At 61.4% G+C, this 15,340-nt stretch carries 15 protein-coding genes; 9 read left to right on the top strand and 6 right to left on the bottom strand.

Translation table 11 applies throughout. From position 1 onward, the window contains the following. Position 1: 1 nt before the first annotated feature. Genes J5X93_RS14655 through J5X93_RS14665 form a run of 3 tightly spaced genes read right to left on the bottom strand, consistent with a single transcriptional unit; the run spans position 2 to position 3,558 of the window. Complete coding sequence (locus J5X93_RS14655) at positions 2 to 1,255, bottom strand: aminotransferase class I/II-fold pyridoxal phosphate-dependent enzyme (protein ID WP_182943109.1); 1,254 nt, start codon at positions 1,253 to 1,255, stop codon at positions 2 to 4. A gap of 18 nt (positions 1,256 to 1,273) precedes the next feature. After that, positions 1,274 to 2,128, bottom strand: a complete 855-nt coding sequence (locus J5X93_RS14660; RefSeq protein WP_182943107.1) for a HemK/PrmC family methyltransferase — start codon at positions 2,126 to 2,128, stop codon at positions 1,274 to 1,276. After that, positions 2,125 to 3,558, bottom strand: a complete 1,434-nt coding sequence (locus J5X93_RS14665; protein WP_182943105.1) for an NAD(P)/FAD-dependent oxidoreductase — start codon at positions 3,556 to 3,558, stop codon at positions 2,125 to 2,127. The genes J5X93_RS14660 and J5X93_RS14665 overlap by 4 nt, the downstream gene beginning before the upstream one ends. Positions 3,559 to 3,964: 406 nt before the next feature. On the opposite strand from J5X93_RS14665, the gene J5X93_RS28585 reads away from it, so the two are divergent. Further along, positions 3,965 to 4,054 (top strand): hypothetical protein, encoded by a 90-nt coding sequence (locus J5X93_RS28585; protein WP_372240754.1) that lies wholly within the window; start codon positions 3,965 to 3,967, stop codon positions 4,052 to 4,054. Between the two features lie 167 nt (positions 4,055 to 4,221). On the opposite strand, the gene J5X93_RS14675 is transcribed toward J5X93_RS28585, so the two are convergent. Both J5X93_RS14675 and J5X93_RS14680 read right to left on the bottom strand, forming a co-directional pair. Next, positions 4,222 to 5,421 (bottom strand): amino acid aminotransferase, encoded by a 1,200-nt coding sequence (locus J5X93_RS14675; protein WP_182943103.1) that lies wholly within the window; start codon positions 5,419 to 5,421, stop codon positions 4,222 to 4,224. Positions 5,422 to 5,661: 240 nt separating this feature from the next. Then, entirely contained in the window at positions 5,662 to 6,687 is a 1,026-nt protein-coding gene (locus J5X93_RS14680; RefSeq protein WP_102081890.1) for an Ldh family oxidoreductase, read from the bottom strand. A 157-nt stretch (positions 6,688 to 6,844) separates the two neighbouring features. On the opposite strand from J5X93_RS14680, the gene J5X93_RS14685 reads away from it, so the two are divergent. The 7 genes from J5X93_RS14685 (at position 6,845) to J5X93_RS14715 (ending at position 13,438) form a co-directional block, all read left to right on the top strand. Further along, the gene (locus J5X93_RS14685; RefSeq protein WP_182943101.1) at positions 6,845 to 7,717 is read left to right on the top strand and encodes a MurR/RpiR family transcriptional regulator; all 873 of its coding nucleotides are present in this window, start codon (positions 6,845 to 6,847) and stop codon (positions 7,715 to 7,717) included. Positions 7,718 to 7,743: 26 nt separating this feature from the next. Next, positions 7,744 to 8,496, top strand: a complete 753-nt coding sequence (locus J5X93_RS14690) for a transporter substrate-binding domain-containing protein (RefSeq protein ID WP_043214235.1) — start codon at positions 7,744 to 7,746, stop codon at positions 8,494 to 8,496. A gap of 128 nt (positions 8,497 to 8,624) precedes the next feature. Continuing rightward, on the top strand, positions 8,625 to 9,344 hold the full coding sequence (locus J5X93_RS14695) for an ABC transporter permease (protein ID WP_043214234.1): 720 nt from the start codon (positions 8,625 to 8,627) through the stop codon (positions 9,342 to 9,344). Beyond that, positions 9,341 to 10,051, top strand: a complete 711-nt coding sequence (locus J5X93_RS14700) for an ABC transporter permease (RefSeq protein ID WP_070571366.1) — start codon at positions 9,341 to 9,343, stop codon at positions 10,049 to 10,051. Before J5X93_RS14695 ends, J5X93_RS14700 begins: the two co-directional genes overlap by 4 nt. A 16-nt stretch (positions 10,052 to 10,067) precedes the next feature. Beyond that, the gene (locus J5X93_RS14705; RefSeq protein ID WP_043214232.1) at positions 10,068 to 11,312 is read left to right on the top strand and encodes an NAD(P)/FAD-dependent oxidoreductase; all 1,245 of its coding nucleotides are present in this window, start codon (positions 10,068 to 10,070) and stop codon (positions 11,310 to 11,312) included. Positions 11,313 to 11,336: 24 nt separating this feature from the next. Beyond that, positions 11,337 to 12,122, top strand: a complete 786-nt coding sequence (locus J5X93_RS14710) for an amino acid ABC transporter ATP-binding protein (RefSeq protein WP_043214230.1) — start codon at positions 11,337 to 11,339, stop codon at positions 12,120 to 12,122. A gap of 506 nt (positions 12,123 to 12,628) precedes the next feature. Then, complete coding sequence (locus J5X93_RS14715) at positions 12,629 to 13,438, top strand: gamma-glutamyl-gamma-aminobutyrate hydrolase family protein (protein WP_043214227.1); 810 nt, start codon at positions 12,629 to 12,631, stop codon at positions 13,436 to 13,438. A gap of 135 nt (positions 13,439 to 13,573) precedes the next feature. Here the strand turns inward: J5X93_RS14715 and J5X93_RS14720 are convergent, their stop codons facing one another. After that, the gene (locus tag J5X93_RS14720; RefSeq protein WP_182943098.1) at positions 13,574 to 14,344 is read right to left on the bottom strand and encodes an AraC family transcriptional regulator; all 771 of its coding nucleotides are present in this window, start codon (positions 14,342 to 14,344) and stop codon (positions 13,574 to 13,576) included. 106 nt (positions 14,345 to 14,450) lie between these two features. On the opposite strand from J5X93_RS14720, the gene J5X93_RS14725 reads away from it, so the two are divergent. Next, complete coding sequence (locus J5X93_RS14725; RefSeq protein ID WP_090346516.1) at positions 14,451 to 15,266, top strand: sulfite exporter TauE/SafE family protein; 816 nt, start codon at positions 14,451 to 14,453, stop codon at positions 15,264 to 15,266. The last annotated feature ends 74 nt before the right edge of the window (positions 15,267 to 15,340 follow it).

Here is a 15,340-nt window from a genome sequence, read left to right on the forward strand (position 1 = left end):
CTCAATCACCTGACGGCCACAGACCTGCTTGTATGATCTCGTTCAAGGCGTTTCCTAATTGACGGATGTCGCTTTCACCGTGGTCGGCAGATATCGCGAAACGCAGCATCGCTTTGCCTTTGGCGATGATTGGATAGAACACTGGAAATAGCAGCACGCCGTTGGCGCGCAGGATTCTGGCCGCTTTTATACCCGTCTCTTCCGTTTCGAAAAGCGCGCCCCTGACGGGCGACTGGATACCCGCATTGAGCATGCGATTACCGGTGACAACATCAAAAAGACGCACGTTTTTCCACAGGCGCTGTTGCAACACAGCGATCTCTTCGCTGAGGTGGATCTTTGCCGCAGCAACATTTGCCGCCAGCATGGGCAACATGATCGAGTGGCCAAATATCAGTGGGTTGGCGAGGGTCTGTATTGATTCAATATCACGTTGATTGGCCAGCACAACAAACCCGCCGGCCCCACCAAACGCTTTGGACATTGAGCCAGCCAGCACCATGTTTGACGGCAATACATGTGCTACCGAGTCAAAGGCATAGCCAGCACCATGCCGGCCGGTAATGGAGATGCCATGGGCATCATCCACATAAAGATAGCCACCGGCCTGTTCCAACTGGCAAGAGAGCTCTGCTATCGGCACCAAACCACTCATCGAACCGATTCCGTCGATTAACAAGATCGGGGTTTCCTGACGCTCGATACAGCGTTTCAACGCAGCCCTCATTGACTCCGGGTCGGTAGACTGCACCCGGGAAACTTCACCGAACTGCTGGAGAACCCCTCGAAGCACCTGCATAGAGGCATGGGCTGTCTTGTCGAGTAGCCAGTGCACGCGCCGCTGAATCGGATAGCCTTTTAATGAGCCGCTGCCAAGCAGGGGTAAAACGCCAAGGTGCACGCTGCTGGTCGAAGTAAAGACACTGACCCCGCAACCTTGATAAATGGAACCTAGCAAAGATTCGAGCTGCGGAAGGTAGATCGGTCGCATGGCACTGCGGGACGAGGATAAATGCAATCCCCCGACCACCATGGCTTGACGTGCCGCTTCTATCAAGGCTGGATGAGTTTCAAGACCGAGGTAGGAACACGACACAAACTCGGTGAACGTGTCGCCGCCTTGTAATGTGACACGTTTGCCCTCCCGGCTGGCAACGGTAAAACCTGTCAGGCCCTCTTCATATGCAGTGACTAGTGCGCCAGTGGTATTGTCACGACGGATTGTCATCCAATCCCGCCCGATATCCGTACCCATTGCCCCAACTCCCTTTGTTCAAAAATCAGTGGACCAACGACCAACGGACATGACTGAACTGCCGGTGCTATCGGACACTGACTGATCCACAATGGTCCGAACCTCCGTTAGGCTGTGTTGCTCAAATAACTGACGTACGGCTTGGCCTTGATCCTCACCATGTTCGATGACCAGCCACCCTTGAGGCGTCAGCAAATCAACAGCCAAACTGATAATTTGCCGTATGAGGTCAAGGCCATCCCCCCCTGAATAGACCGATGCTTGCGGGTGATGACTGCTCCACTCTGGCAACAATTCAAGGCCTTCGGGGACGTAAGGTGGGTTGGCCACAATCAGTCCTACCCGACGGGTGAATGGGGAAAAGGCCGATTTATCGCGAATGTCTGCCTGCAGGGCTTGGACCTTTATGCCTTTTACCGCCATGCGGGCAACGTTGCGATTCAGGTACTGAAGAGCGACCTCGTCAAATTCCACGCAAGTGACTACCAAATCGGGCCTGCGTCGAGCGATTGCCAAGCCAATCGCGCCGCTTCCGGCACACAAGTCCAGAACGTGGGCGCCCCTGCCCACTTGCCCACCGCTCAGCCACTTATGGATAACCGTGCTATGGGTTCGAGGGATGAACACACCGCTGCCGACCACCAGCGGCAACTCATCAAACACCACCCCCCCGACAATATGTCCCAAGGGGACACGATTGCATCGCTCACTGACAGCTACCATGAACTCATCAAGCGCGCGTTTTCTATTGGCACGTATGAGAAAACGGTCGACCAGACAATTTAAGTCATCATCCAGATCCCAAACATTTGCCTCCTTAAGCAACTGCCGCGCACGAGCCACTGCTTGCTGCTCTAGTTCATCCAGGATCATGACCATTCCTCATAGTACCGAGAAAGTTTTACCCGCATGGACTCATAAAGATAAGAAAACGCAACCAATTCCGGCGGTGGCGTGTAGGATGGGTGTAAGTCAGAAATTAGCTTCTGATAATTACCCGACAACGCTTTGTCGAGCAGTGGCAGCCAGTAAGGCTTTACGTTCCAGCGATATTCATAGCCGGTGGCAAACATTTGTTTGACCGTTTCCTTGACGGTCTCTTCACGGGCCAGGCCTGCCAGGGGGGCACGGACGGGGCTAAACGCACTCAAATCCAGGCCGGTGTTAGGCACGCCTGTGAGGTAGTCCGCGATGTAACTTGCCAACAATGGGGATTGGTGCAATCCATCACGATAGGTACCCGTCGCCAGCCACAAACCCTCCATTCCGCACTCACCAATTAACGGAAAGCCATCGGCAGGAATCGGTCGGTTCCCAATCTGGATGGATATGATTTCGGCATCATGCAAGTCAAGGTTCAATTGATCCACAGCACAATCGAGCAGGAACTGAACGTCTGAAACCAATGCCTGTTGCTTCGGCCTTTCGGAAAGAATGTTGGTAGCCCCTAGGTACAATACGCCGTCGCCTCGGGGTACGCAGTGCAAGCCACAAGCGAAGGCACGATTAGGTGTACGTATCACTGAGTCCGGTAGGGATAGATGGTCAGGCAGCTTCACCAAAATGGAAACACCGTATCCACTGAACAACGGCGGTATCTTTTTTACAAAATGATCAAAATCCCTAAGCAACTCCAACGATTGTACGCCGGCGGCCACCACGACTTTTTCCCCACGCAGAACCTCACCATTGCTGAGTTCGACTCCAGCGGCGGCCCCACCTTCGGCCAACACTCGCCTGGCGTTTTCGCGCCTCAAGGTACCGCCCTCAGCCAGCAATGCGACATCCAGCTTTTCCAGTAGCAGGTGGGCGTTTACTGAGTGTTCGTTCGGGATGAACAAACCACGCAGTGGGCGTACCAGATGGTTGGGGCTAAGCCACGCCAGGGCACTGGGCTCGATGGACTCGTAAGGCTCCTCATGCTCCTGAAGGGTGTGTTCAATGACTTCGTAATTGACGGAGTCGACCTCGTCCATCCCTGCACTGTTAAGCAGAACATGAGTGCCAATGGCAGTGAACAAGGGCTGGTTATTTCCCGCTGAGCGGGCCAAACGCTCCGCCCACGCGGGCCAGAGATCTTGCGCTTGGCGATCCATGCGCAGTTTGAGGCGTCCATATTCGCTGGCAAGAAGGCCGCTGGTCACCTCGCCAAAACACCCATTCATTGCTCCGGCGGCTTTGGATGCAGCATTCACCCGGTCGGTCTCGCCGACCCTGCACACATTTAGACCCCGCGTAGAGAGTTCATAGGCAATAGAGCCACCGATAGCTCCCGCCCCTACAACTATGACGTCATACACCATATTTTGCCCCATCAAGGAAAATGGCGAGTTCGAAACTTATCGGAAGAATACGCCCCAATAAGCCTTCGAATTAATTACGCCATTTCATGATAGGCGCCAGACACCGGAGCGCAACTAGCGAATCTTCCCATTACCTAGCAGGCGACATCCCACACATCGAATTACCAACTAAACATTACGTGCAATAACGCTCAAAATACTTGAAAAGCACTTGCGCCACATTCAATAAAATTCAAAATACTTTTCTAAAAATAGAAAACTTAAAAATCTTCCGCCCCCATGAATTGGAAGCGTGGGCTGCATTGCTAACAACGCAAATTAACCTTATGAGATTGTGCCAACCTGCACTGGGCGCACCGCGATGTGTCGATGGCGGCGGTATCGGGCATCCTATGTTCGCCGGCGTATGGGCTGGCGCGTCCCTTGGTTCTCGTCCAACGGCAGCCGCTTCAACGAGGACTTCGCCGTGAGCATCACCACCGACCGCACCGTGTAGTAAAACGACGAGCCCTATATGAGCAGGAGCAACGAGCGGGAGCTGCCCGGCTGAGTAGGTTCCATCGGAACAACGACGGTGAGGTGAATGAACTAGGGGCCTGACGTGAAGGCCCCTTGTTTCAGGCGAACAGCCTACCGGACACCAAGCAGGTGCCCTTCAGGGTCTCAACCCTGCTGCACAGCCGCAAACGCCTCGGCCACCCGACGCAGGTTAGCCGGACGCAGGCCGGACATGCACACCCGACCACTGTCGATCAGGTAGACGCCGAACTCGTCACGCAGGCGACGCACTTGGGCGACGCTGAAACCGGTGTAGCTGAACATGCCGCGCTGGCGCAGGAAGAATTGGAAGTCCTGGCCCGGCAGCAATTCGCCCAGCAGGTCGACCAGACCCTGGCGCATGTCGAGGATACGCTTGCGCATCACCTCGACCTCAGCCACCCATTGGGCGTTGAGCTCGGCATCGCCCAGCACGCCGGCCACCAGTTGCGCGCCATGGCAGGGCGGGCTGGAGTAGTTGCGGCGCACGGTGGCCTTGAGCTGGCCCAGCACGCTTGCGGTGGTGGCTTCGTCATCGCAGACCACCGACAGCCCCCCTACCCGCTCGCCGTACAGCGAGAAGATCTTGGAGAAGGAGTTGCTGACCAGGCACGGCACGCCGGCACGGGCCATTTCGCGGATCGCGTAGGCGTCTTCCACCAAGCCTTCGCCGAAGCCCTGGTAGGCGATATCGAGGAACGGAATCAGCTGACGCGCCTTGACCACTTCCACCACTTGCTGCCACTGGTTCTGGTTCAGGTCGACGCCGGTGGGGTTGTGGCAGCACGGGTGCAGCAGGACGATGCTGTTGGGCGCCAGGCCTTGCAGGCACGCCAGCATGCCGGCGAAGTCCACGCCACGGGTGGTCGGGTCGAAGTACGGGTAGGTGTGGACCTTGAAGCCCGCACCTTCGAAGATCGCGCGGTGGTTATCCCAGGTCGGGTTGCTCACCCAGACCTCGGACTGCGGGAAGTAGCGCTTGAGGAAGTCGGCGCCGACTTTCAGGGCGCCGGAGCCGCCGACGGTCTGCACGGTGGCCACGCGCCCGCCGGTCACGGCCGGATGATCGGCACCGAACAGCAGCGCCTGAATCGCCTGGCGATAGCTGCCCAAGCCTTCCATCGGCAGGTACAGCGAGGCTTCGTGGGGCTGGTCGGCCAGGCGTTTTTCCACCTCGCCCACTGCCCCCAGTTGCGGCACCACGCCGGCTTCATCGTAGTACAGGCCGATACTCAGGTTGACCTTGTCGGCACGGGGGTCGGCCTTGAAGGTCTCCATCAGCGAGAGAATCGGGTCGCCGGCATAGGCATCGACATGTTTGAACACAGCGCACAGCTCCTTGGATCAGGACAGTTCGGGAAATGCTGCCCCGAGAATACCCTCAGTGAGGCGTGAGGAACATCACTGATGTGCAAGGTGTTCAATGCAGCCTTGCACGGAGCCCTGGGCCGCACCTTTGACTCGGCATCAGCGCTGCCCCTTTTGCGGTTAAACCCGCTCCCACAGGGGCTTGCGCAAGCCCTGTGAAAGCAGCGGTTGTATCCGCGAAGGCCGGCCCGGGCGCGTTCAGTCCGCCAAAGCCTTGAGCCCCTGCAGCTCCTGCTCGGTCAGCGCCACCCCTTCACGCTGCGCCACCTCGCGCTCACGGTAGCGCCGTTCCCCTGGCATGCGGGTCAGCCCCGCTTCCTGCATGTGATCGACCAGCGCTCGGCTGCGCTGGGCAAAGCGTTGCCCTTCGGCCTTGGTCGGGTCGATGACGATGATCAATTGCCCAGTCCAAGGCGTCTTCGCCCCCGGATGCCCGGACCAGTCGAACTCCCAGGAGAAATGCCCACCGGTCAAGGCCGCTGCCAGCAATTCGACCATCATCGACAGCGCCGAGCCCTTATGCCCGCCAAACGGCAGCAGTGCGCCACCTTCGAGAATCGCCTTGGGGTCGCAGGTCGGCTGACCCTGGGCATCCACACCCATGCCCGGCGGCAGTTGCTCGCCGGCCCGCGCGGCGATCTGTACATCACCATGGGCCATGGCGCTGGTGGCCATGTCGAAGACGATCGGATCGTGCCCGGCGCAAGGCGCGGCAAAGGCGATCGGGTTGGTGCCAAACAGAGGCTTGCGTGCGCCATGGGGCACCACGCAAGTCATGCTGTTGACCACGCTCAAGGCCACCAGCCCCTCGTCGGCGAACGGTTCCACGTCCGGCCAGAGCGCTGCGAAGTGATGCGAGTTGTGGATCGCCAGTACCGCGATGCCAGCCTTGCGCGCCTTTTCCACCAGCAAAGGCCGCGCTGCGGCCAGCGCCGGCTGGGCGAAACCGCCACCGGCGTCGACCCGCACATAGCCAGGGGCCAGATCGCTCACCTGCGGCTCGGCGCGCCCGTTGACCCAGCCACTGGCCAAGGTCGAGACATAACCGGGAATACGAAATACCCCGTGGCTGTGGGCGCCATCGCGCTGGGCGCTGGCGCAGTTGTAAGCCAGCGCCGCGGCGACCGGCTCGGCACAACCATGACGCTGCAGGATGCGTTGCAACAACGCCTGCAGCTCGGCGAAAGGCACGCGCACGACGGGGCTTACGGAAGGTGCGGACATCTGGAGCTCCTGTTCTTGTACTTCTTGGACGTGGAATGGCTACAGCGCAAGCAATGGCAAAACTTATCCCGCGAATGACAGCTATCTGTCAATTGTTGACTTGATGACAGAAAACATCCATTTTCTATCGCAAGCCTCACCCATCCCGGAGTCGACCATGAGCCAACCGATCAAGCAACGCCTCGAGAGCAGCCTGCAAAGCGCCGCAGCCTCGGGCCGCAAGATCGCCAGCTACATGCTCGCCAACCTGCACGAGTTGCCGTTCCAGACGTCGGCCAGCATCGCGACCAAGCTTGGCGTCAGCGAATCCAGTGTCGGGCGTTTCTGTCGCTCCCTGGGTTATGCCCACCTCAAGGCGCTCAAGCAAGACCTGCAGAACGACCTGGGGGACGGCCCTTGGCTAGTGGGAGATCGCCTGCAAGAGTATCGCCAAGGCGAGGACGACAGCGAGAGCTCCGGCAGTCTTGACCTTGAAATCGCTGCATTGGTGCGCGTGCATGAGTACCGCCGCGGCCAGGCCTGGCAGCAGGTCGCCCAGCGCCTGGCGAGCAAGCACCGCGTGTTCATCGCAGGTTTCCAGACCGAGCGCGGCGTGGCCATGTGCATGAGCCATTTGCTGCAATACCTGCGTGATGGCGTACAGCTGGTCGATGGCAGCGCCGGGCATTTCGGCGACGTGCTGCTGGGCCCTGCCCAGGACAGTGCCCTGGTGGTGTTCGAGGCGCGCCGTTACTCCCGCCATGCCCTGCTGCTGTGCAGCAAAGCACGCGAAGCGGGCATTCCGGTCACCCTGGTGACCGACACCTTCTGTGATTGGGCCGATGCCAACGCCGACGAGGTGTTCCGCATCCCCACCGAATTCAACCTCTTCTGGGAGTCCACCTCGGCAATGCTGTCGTGGGTGCACCTGATGGTCAACGAGGTCTGCAGGAAGCTGGGACCTGATGTTGAAAGACGCTTGGAAGCAACTGCCGCTCTACATAACGCATTCGTCGGCTACACCTCGTGGCCAACGGGAAAACAACAATAGCAAGAGTGAAAGTCCAGAGGTGTTAGATGAAAAAGACCCTGTCCGTGGTGGGTGTGTGCGCCCTGTTGCTGACTGGCGCGGCCAGCGCCGAGACCCTGCGCTTCGCGACCGAGGGCGCCTATCCGCCCTTCAACTATGTCGATGCCGATAACAAGCTGCATGGCTTCGACATCGACATCACCAACGCCCTGTGCGCGCAGATGAAAGTCGAATGCACCCTGGTGGCGCAGGACTGGGAAGGCATCATCCCGGCCCTGATGGCCCGCAAATACGATGCTGTGGTCGCCTCGATGATCGACACCGAGGAGCGACGCAAGAAGATCGCCTTTACCAACCACTACTACCGCACCCCGTTGACCGTCGCCGTGGCCAAGGACAGCCCGATCAAGGACGCCCAGGCCGACTTCAAGGGCTACACCGTCGGGGCCCAGTCGTCCTCCACCCAGGCCATCTACGCCGAAGACGTCTACGCCAAGGCCGGCGCCGACGTGAAGCTCTACCCGACCATGGACGAAGCCAACGCCGACTTGGCCGCCGGCCGCCTGGACGGAGTGATCGCCGACAAGTTCCCGCTGCACGAGTGGATGAACAAGAACGGCCAGGACTGCTGCAAGGTCCTGGGTGACGTCAACGGCACCAAGGCCGACGCCGCCATCGCCGTACGCAAGGACGACGACGCCCTGCGCGAGCGTCTAAACAAGGCGCTGGCCGAGATCGTCGCCAACGGCACCTACCAAAAGATCGCCAGCAAGTACTTCGCCTTCGACATCTACAACTGACCTGACGCCTGCGGGAGCGGGTTTACCTGCGGATACGGCAGTGGACTCACCGACGTATTGGCGGGCAAGCCCGCTCCCACAGGATCGCTGTTGCCTTTCGATATCGATGTCGCTGAGGAGTCTCCTCCATGCTCGATCAACTGTCTTTGCTGTCGTTCGCCAGCGGTGGCTGGGGTCAGGCGCTGCTCGCCGGCGCCCTGGTGACCCTGTCGCTGGCCCTGGCCTGCCTGCCCATCGGTCTGCCCTTGGGCCTGCTCGTGGCCCTCGCCGCGCGCTCGCGCAAGCGCGCTGCACGCGCCTGGGCCACCAGTTTCTCCACGGTGTTTCGCGGCCTGCCGGAGCTGTTGACACTGCTGATCATCTATTACGGCTGCCAGATCGCCGCACAGAAGCTGCTGGCGGCGATGGGCTATGAAGGCGAGGTGCTGATCAACACCTTCCTCGCCGCGATGATCGCCTTCAGCCTGGTGTTCGCCGCGTTTTCCAGCGAAATCTGGCTGGCCGCCTTCAAGACGCTGCCCAAAGGCCAGCTGGAGGCCTGTTCGGCCCTGGGCCTGAGCAAACGCACCGGATTCTTCAAGGTGGTGCTGCCACAACTGACCCGCATCGCCCTGCCTGGGCTGTCGAACAACTGGCTGTCCCTGCTCAAGGACACCTCGCTGGTGTCGACCATCTCGCTGGTCGACCTGATGCGCCAGACCAACCTGGCGGTCAGTGTCACCAAGGAACCGATGTTCTTCTATGGCGTCGCCTGCCTGGGCTACCTGCTGTTCTCGGCACTGTCGGGGCGGGTCTTTGCCTTCATCGAACGACGCTGCAACCGTCACCTGCAAGGAGCCCGGGCATGAGCTTCGAACAACTGCTGGCCATGGTGCTCGACCCCGACCTGCTCGAACGCTACGGCGCGCGCTTCATCGACGGCTTGCTGGTGACCGCCAAGCTGGTGGCGATCTCCTTCAGCCTGGGCGCGGTGCTCGGGCTGCTACTGGCGCTGGCGCGCATGTCCCAAAGCCGCGTGCTGCAGCGCCTGTCGGCGGGCTACGTGTACTTCTTCCGCGGCTCGCCCCTGCTCGCGCAGCTGTTCTTGCTGTACTACGGCCTGGGCTCGCTCAAGGGCTTCTGGCAGGACATGGGCCTGTGGTGGTTCTTCCGCGAAGCCTGGTACTGCACGCTGCTGGCCTTCACCTTGAACACCGCCGCCTATCAGGCGGAGATCTTCCGCGGCAGCCTGATGGCCGTGGCCCCCGGCCAATACGAAGCGGCGCGGGCCTTGAGCCTCAAGCGCTCGACCACCTTCTTCAAGGTCATCCTGCCGCAATCGCTACTGGTGGCCATCGGCCCGTTGGGCAACGAACTGATCCTGATGATCAAGGCCAGCGCCATCGCCTCGCTGGTGACCATCTACGACTTGATGGGCGTGACCAAGCTGGCGTTCTCGCGCAGCTTCGACTTCCAGATCTACCTGTGGGCCGCAGTGCTCTACCTGGTGATCGTGGAGATCGTCCGCCGCGCCCTGAAACACCTGGAAGCCCGCCTGGGCCGCCACCTGAACTGACCGAAGGATACGCTCCATGCATTGCCAAACCATCGTTCTGGGCGCCGGTATCGTCGGCGTCAGTACCGCCCTGCACCTTCAGGCCCGAGGCCGCCAGGTCATCCTGATCGACCGCGACGAGCCGGGCAGCGGCACCAGCCATGGCAACGCCGGGTTGATCGAACGCTCCAGCGTCATCCCCTACGCGTTTCCTCGCAACCTGGGCGCCTTGCTGCGCTACGGACTTAACCGCCAACCCGACGTGCGCTACAGCTTCCTGCACCTGCCCAAGGCCGCCCCCTGGCTGCTGCGCTATTGGCAGCAGTCCGCGCCGGGCCGCCTGGCCAGTGCCGCCGCCGACATGCTGCCGCTGGTGCAACGCTGCGTCGAAGAGCACGACGCCCTGATCGACGCCGCAGGCCTTGGCGCACTGGTGCAGGCCAAGGGCTGGATCGAGGTCTACCGCGACCCTGCCCTGTTCGCCCAGGCCAAGGCCGACCTGCAGGGCCTTGCCCGCTACAACCTGAAGTACGAGATTCTCGAACGCGACCAACTGCAAGCCCGGGAGCATCAGCTCGAAGGTGATGTGATTGGCGGCATTCACTGGCTGGACCCGAAGACCGTCAACAACCCCGGCGGCCTGACGCGCGGCTATGCCGCCCTGTTCATCCAGCGCGGCGGGCAGTTCATCCATGGCGATGCCCGCAGCCTGCGTCAGGTCGGCACCCAGTGGCAGGTGAACAGCCGCCGCGGCCCGGTCATTGCCGACGAGGTGGTGGCCTGCCTGGGTCCGCAGTCGGCCGACCTGTTCGAGCCCCTGGGCTATCGCTTCCCGCTGGCGATCAAGCGCGGTTATCACATGCATTACAGCACCCGGGACGGCGCCGAACTGGCCCACGCGGTCTGCGACACCCAAGGTGGCTACGTTCTGGCTCCGATGGCGCGTGGCGTACGCCTGACCACCGGGATCGAGTTCGCCGCCCACGATGCCCCCGGCAACGAGATCCAGCTGGGGCGCTGCGAAGCCCTGGCTCGCAAGCTGTTCCCGGCCCTGGGCGAGCGCCTGGACGACCGTCCGTGGCTCGGCCGGCGCCCCTGCCTGCCGGACATGCGTCCGGTGATTGGCCCGGCGCCACGGCATAAGAACCTGTGGTTCAACTTCGGCCACGCCCACCACGGCCTGACCCTGGGCCCGGTCACTGGCCGCCTGCTGGCCGAACTGGTCACAGGCCAGGCGCCTTTCACCGACCCGTCGCCTTACAGCGCCGCACGCTTCGACTAAACATCCACGCGGGAGAACAACAAGATGACCGCCGCCTCTCTGAGCCTTGCCAGTGTCACCCCCGAACCCGACGCGCGCCCAGTGCTGATCCGCATCGAGGGCCTGAACAAGCACTACGGCGCCTTCCATGTGCTGCACGACATCAACTTGCAGGTCCGCGAAGGCGAGCGCATCGTACTCTGCGGCCCCTCAGGCTCGGGCAAGTCGACTTTGATTCGCTGCATCAACCGTCTGGAGATCGCCGAACAGGGCAGCATCCACGTAGCCGGCACGGACCTGGCCGCCACCAGCCGCCAGGCCGCCCAGGTGCGCAGCGAGATCGGCATGGTGTTCCAGCACTTCAATCTGTTCCCGCACATGAGCGTGCTGGACAACTGCCTGCTCGCCCCCACCAGCGTACGCGGTCTGTCGCGCAAGGACGCCGAGGAACGGGCGCGCATGTACCTGAGCAAGGTCGGCATCGAGAGCCAGGCGCACAAGTACCCCAGCCAGCTGTCCGGCGGCCAGCAGCAGCGGGTGGCCATCGCACGGGCGCTGTGCATGAAGCCGCGCATCATGCTGTTCGACGAACCCACCTCGGCGCTGGACCCGGAGATGGTCGCCGAAGTGCTGGATGTGCTGGTGCAACTGGCCGGTACCGGCATGACCATGCTCTGCGTCACCCATGAAATGGGCTTCGCCCGTCAGGTGGCCGAGCGCGTACTGTTCCTGGAAGGCGGGCAGATCATCGAGGACAGCCCACCGGAGGTGTTCTTCAACCACCCGAAAACCCAGCGGGCACAAGCGTTCCTCAAACAAATCCTGCACTAGCGCGCATCAGCGCTCCCTCTCTGGATAAGCACCGCCCCTGTGGGAGCGGGTTTCACCCGCCAATGCGATAGTGAATGCACCGTCGTATTCGTGGGTAAACCTGCTCCCGCCGCGTTTTTGGCGTCCGGATGGAGCTGGCTGGTTTTTAGTGAGATGGGAACGGGAAGGCCCCCTCGTGCGGGTATTGCAAACCACCAAACTCCTGTACCCGCCGGCACTCATTGCACCCATGCAAAGACCCAACTGCATCGTTAAATATTATTGACCTAACCCACCGCCAAACCCTTGTCACCGCAGGGCTCCAAGCCCTCAACCCCCCGAAAAACGGCGCCTTCACCCCTCGCCACTCGTTTGACATATCGAACGGCTCTGGCAAGCTATGAACAAGCCCCGACCGGAATCGCCTGCCAGGCGAGCCGGCAGTGCTCGGGGTTTCAGGACGTACTCAAGGCCGAGCCCGTGCGCCTGCACAACAACGACAGGATGAACCTGTCCCAAGGTGACATATGTCCAACAGCAACATTGGCAACAAGCAACCCTCCCTGCGCAAACCCGTCGTCCTGATGACCATGGGCAGCCAAGAGCGCAAAGGCCATGACTATCAGGTCATGACCCACAAATACATCACTCCGCTGGTCGAATTCGCCGGTTGCGTCCCGGTCCTCGTGCCCACCTGCTGTGGCGTCGAAGACCTCGAGACCTACCTGGACATGGCCGACGGCGTCTACCTGACCGGCGCGGGCAGCAACATCGACCCGGCCCTCTACGGCCAGGAAAACCAGACCCCGGGCAAGGCCCAGGACAAAGATCGCGACCTGTTCGACATTCCTCTGGTGAAAATGGCCATCGCCCGTGGCCTGCCGATCTTCGGTATCTGCCGTGGGATGCAGGAAATCAACGTGGCCCTGGGCGGTGACATCTACCAGAAGGTCTACGCCGAGCCAGGCTTCAACGATCACCGGGAGAATCCGGAAGATCCGGTCGAGGTCCAGTACCAGGCCGTGCACAGCGTCAAGGTCCAACCAGGCAGCTGGCTGCGCGAGAAGCTCGGCACCGACGAGATCCGCGTCAACTCCCTGCATGGTCAAGGCCTGAACAAGCTGGGCAAAGGCATCGAGCCGATCGCCCACGCTGAAGACGGCCTGGTCGAAGCGATCCACGCCCCGAGCATCTCGCCGTTCCTGTTCGCCGTGCAGTGGCACCCGGAATGGCAAGCCGCGAAGAACCCTGACTCGATCAAGATCTTCGAAGCCTTCGGCGACGCCTGCCGCACCCAGGTGCGCAAATCCCAGGGCAAGCGCAACCAGGCTGCCTGATTCTTCTTCGTTAGTTTTGATCGCGGGGCGGCGCAATGTCGCCCCCGCTTCCCCGGTCACCCTCTGCTGGTCCCAGAACACTTCCCGTGGAAGCGGGCGGCTGGCTTGTGCCTGTCTCCGCGATCGTTTTTTGCCTCACACCGCCGTGTGCCGTAGTGCCGACGGTGCCTCCCCCATCATCCGTCTATACATGCTGGAAAACGCACTCGGGCTCTCGTAGCCCAAATCCAGCGCCACCCGTGTCACCGACTCCCCCGCCGCCAGACGCGTCACCGCCGCCATCAGGCATGCCTGCTGTCGCCACTGGGCGAACGACAACCCCGTGAGCGTTCGAAAGCGCCGGGTGAAGGTACGAAGGCTCCAATTGAGCCGATGCGCCCAATCCTGTGGCGTGACGCGGATATCCGGTTGAGCCAGAAACGCCAGGCACAACTGCGCAACGCGTGGCTCCTGCGGAATCGGCGCAAACAGTGGCAATGGCCGGGCACGGCTCAGTTCAGCAAGCATCAAGGCAACCAGCAAGCCATCGCGCCCCTGGGTGTCGTACAACGCCGGGACATCGGCACTGGCCAGCAGCAGTTCGTGGAGCAAGGGGCTGACCAGCAAGGCCTCGCATTGCTCACCCGGCCTGGGCACCGCTTCGGGTTCGATGTAGAGGCTGCGTGTGCTGACACCCCGCATACGCACCTGATGGCGCTTACCGGGCGGTATCCAGACGCCGTTGTAGGGCGGAACTACCCAGGCGCCGTCATCGGTCAGCACATCCATCAAACCGCTCATGCCGTAGAGAAACTGCGCCCGTCGATGGCTGTGCGCCGCCAGCAGCGTGCCGGGCGGGTAGTCGGTGCCGATGGCAAGCACGGGGCGGGGCGTTGCGTCCACGGTGTGCAAAGGAATGTTGCGCATGCCGATCGCCTTGGCCGAAAAACAACGATTATTGGCCAACGCGCGCAAGCCGGCCAGACCGAGGCCCATTATCGTGCAGCCTTCAATCCGCTCTGGAGGGCGTTGCATGTTCTACGCGTTGCTCGTCGCGTTCGGCCTGTGCGCAGGCGTCACCACGTTGTTGTTCGGCTTTGGCGGCGGGTTCTTCGCGGTGCCCTTGCTCTATGCGCTGCTGCTGGCCAGTCATGAGGCGGGCTCCGTGGTCAGTCAGCATGCGATGCAGATCGCCGTAGCCACTTCCGCCGCGGTGATGATCGTCAGCAGTGCCCTGGCCAGCTGGCGTCATCATCGCGCCGGGAGCCTGGACTGGGCACTGGTGCGCCTGCTGGTGCCGGGCATCGGTCTTGGCGCCCTGCTCGGCGCCATCGCCGCGCTCTGGCTGGACAGCGACTGGCTGCGCTGGCTGTTCGTCGCCTACGTGCTGGCAAGCCTGCTCGATGGCTGGTTTCGCCCAGGCTTCGTCGCGAAGACCCGCTCGCAGCGTCCCCCGTTGGGCCCAGGGCACTCGACCCTGATCGGCGTGCCGATTGGTGCGGTGGCGGCGTTGTTGGGTGTTGGTGGCAGCGTCATGACCGTACCGTTGATGCGCCGACGCGGCGCGAGCATGCTGACCGCCACGGCCATGGCCAATCCGCTGTCGTTGCCCATGGCATTGGTGGCCACGCTGACCTACGCCCTGTTGCCTCAGGCGCAACTGACGCTGGGGGTGGGCTATCTGGGCCTGGTCAATCTGTATGCCGCGACAGCCTTGGTGGCGGGCGCCTGGCTGGGGATGGCACTGGCTGCACCGTTGGTCGGACGCATCAACGATACGCTCCATGCCCGCGCCTACCTGCTATTGCTGGGCGGCGTGTTGCTGACGATGCTTCTGGTGCGCAGCTGACGGCAAATTGCTGGCCCCCAGCCCTGAGAAGTGAAGGCAAACTCCCTTTTCCTTCATAAGCTTAGGACAGCATC

The sequence above is a fragment of the Pseudomonas sp. BYT-1 genome (assembly GCF_023611805.1).
Taxonomy (GTDB): domain Bacteria; phylum Pseudomonadota; class Gammaproteobacteria; order Pseudomonadales; family Pseudomonadaceae; genus Aquipseudomonas; species Aquipseudomonas guariconensis.

Coding starts and splice junctions, on each gene's coding strand:
- J5X93_RS14655 (WP_182943109.1), bottom strand. CDS start 1,255: ATGGGTACGGATATCGGGCGGGATTGGATGACAATCCGTCGTGACAAT.
- J5X93_RS14660 (WP_182943107.1), bottom strand. CDS start 2,128: ATGATCCTGGATGAACTAGAGCAGCAAGCAGTGGCTCGTGCGCGGCAG.
- J5X93_RS14665 (WP_182943105.1), bottom strand. CDS start 3,558: ATGGTGTATGACGTCATAGTTGTAGGGGCGGGAGCTATCGGTGGCTCT.
- J5X93_RS28585 (WP_372240754.1), top strand. CDS start 3,965: ATGGGCTGGCGCGTCCCTTGGTTCTCGTCCAACGGCAGCCGCTTCAAC.
- J5X93_RS14680 (WP_102081890.1), bottom strand. CDS start 6,687: ATGTCCGCACCTTCCGTAAGCCCCGTCGTGCGCGTGCCTTTCGCCGAG.
- J5X93_RS14685 (WP_182943101.1), top strand. CDS start 6,845: ATGAGCCAACCGATCAAGCAACGCCTCGAGAGCAGCCTGCAAAGCGCC.
- J5X93_RS14690 (WP_043214235.1), top strand. CDS start 7,744: ATGAAAAAGACCCTGTCCGTGGTGGGTGTGTGCGCCCTGTTGCTGACT.
- J5X93_RS14695 (WP_043214234.1), top strand. CDS start 8,625: ATGCTCGATCAACTGTCTTTGCTGTCGTTCGCCAGCGGTGGCTGGGGT.
- J5X93_RS14700 (WP_070571366.1), top strand. CDS start 9,341: ATGAGCTTCGAACAACTGCTGGCCATGGTGCTCGACCCCGACCTGCTC.
- J5X93_RS14705 (WP_043214232.1), top strand. CDS start 10,068: ATGCATTGCCAAACCATCGTTCTGGGCGCCGGTATCGTCGGCGTCAGT.
- J5X93_RS14710 (WP_043214230.1), top strand. CDS start 11,337: ATGACCGCCGCCTCTCTGAGCCTTGCCAGTGTCACCCCCGAACCCGAC.
- J5X93_RS14715 (WP_043214227.1), top strand. CDS start 12,629: ATGTCCAACAGCAACATTGGCAACAAGCAACCCTCCCTGCGCAAACCC.
- J5X93_RS14720 (WP_182943098.1), bottom strand. CDS start 14,344: ATGCGCAACATTCCTTTGCACACCGTGGACGCAACGCCCCGCCCCGTG.
- J5X93_RS14725 (WP_090346516.1), top strand. CDS start 14,451: ATGTTCTACGCGTTGCTCGTCGCGTTCGGCCTGTGCGCAGGCGTCACC.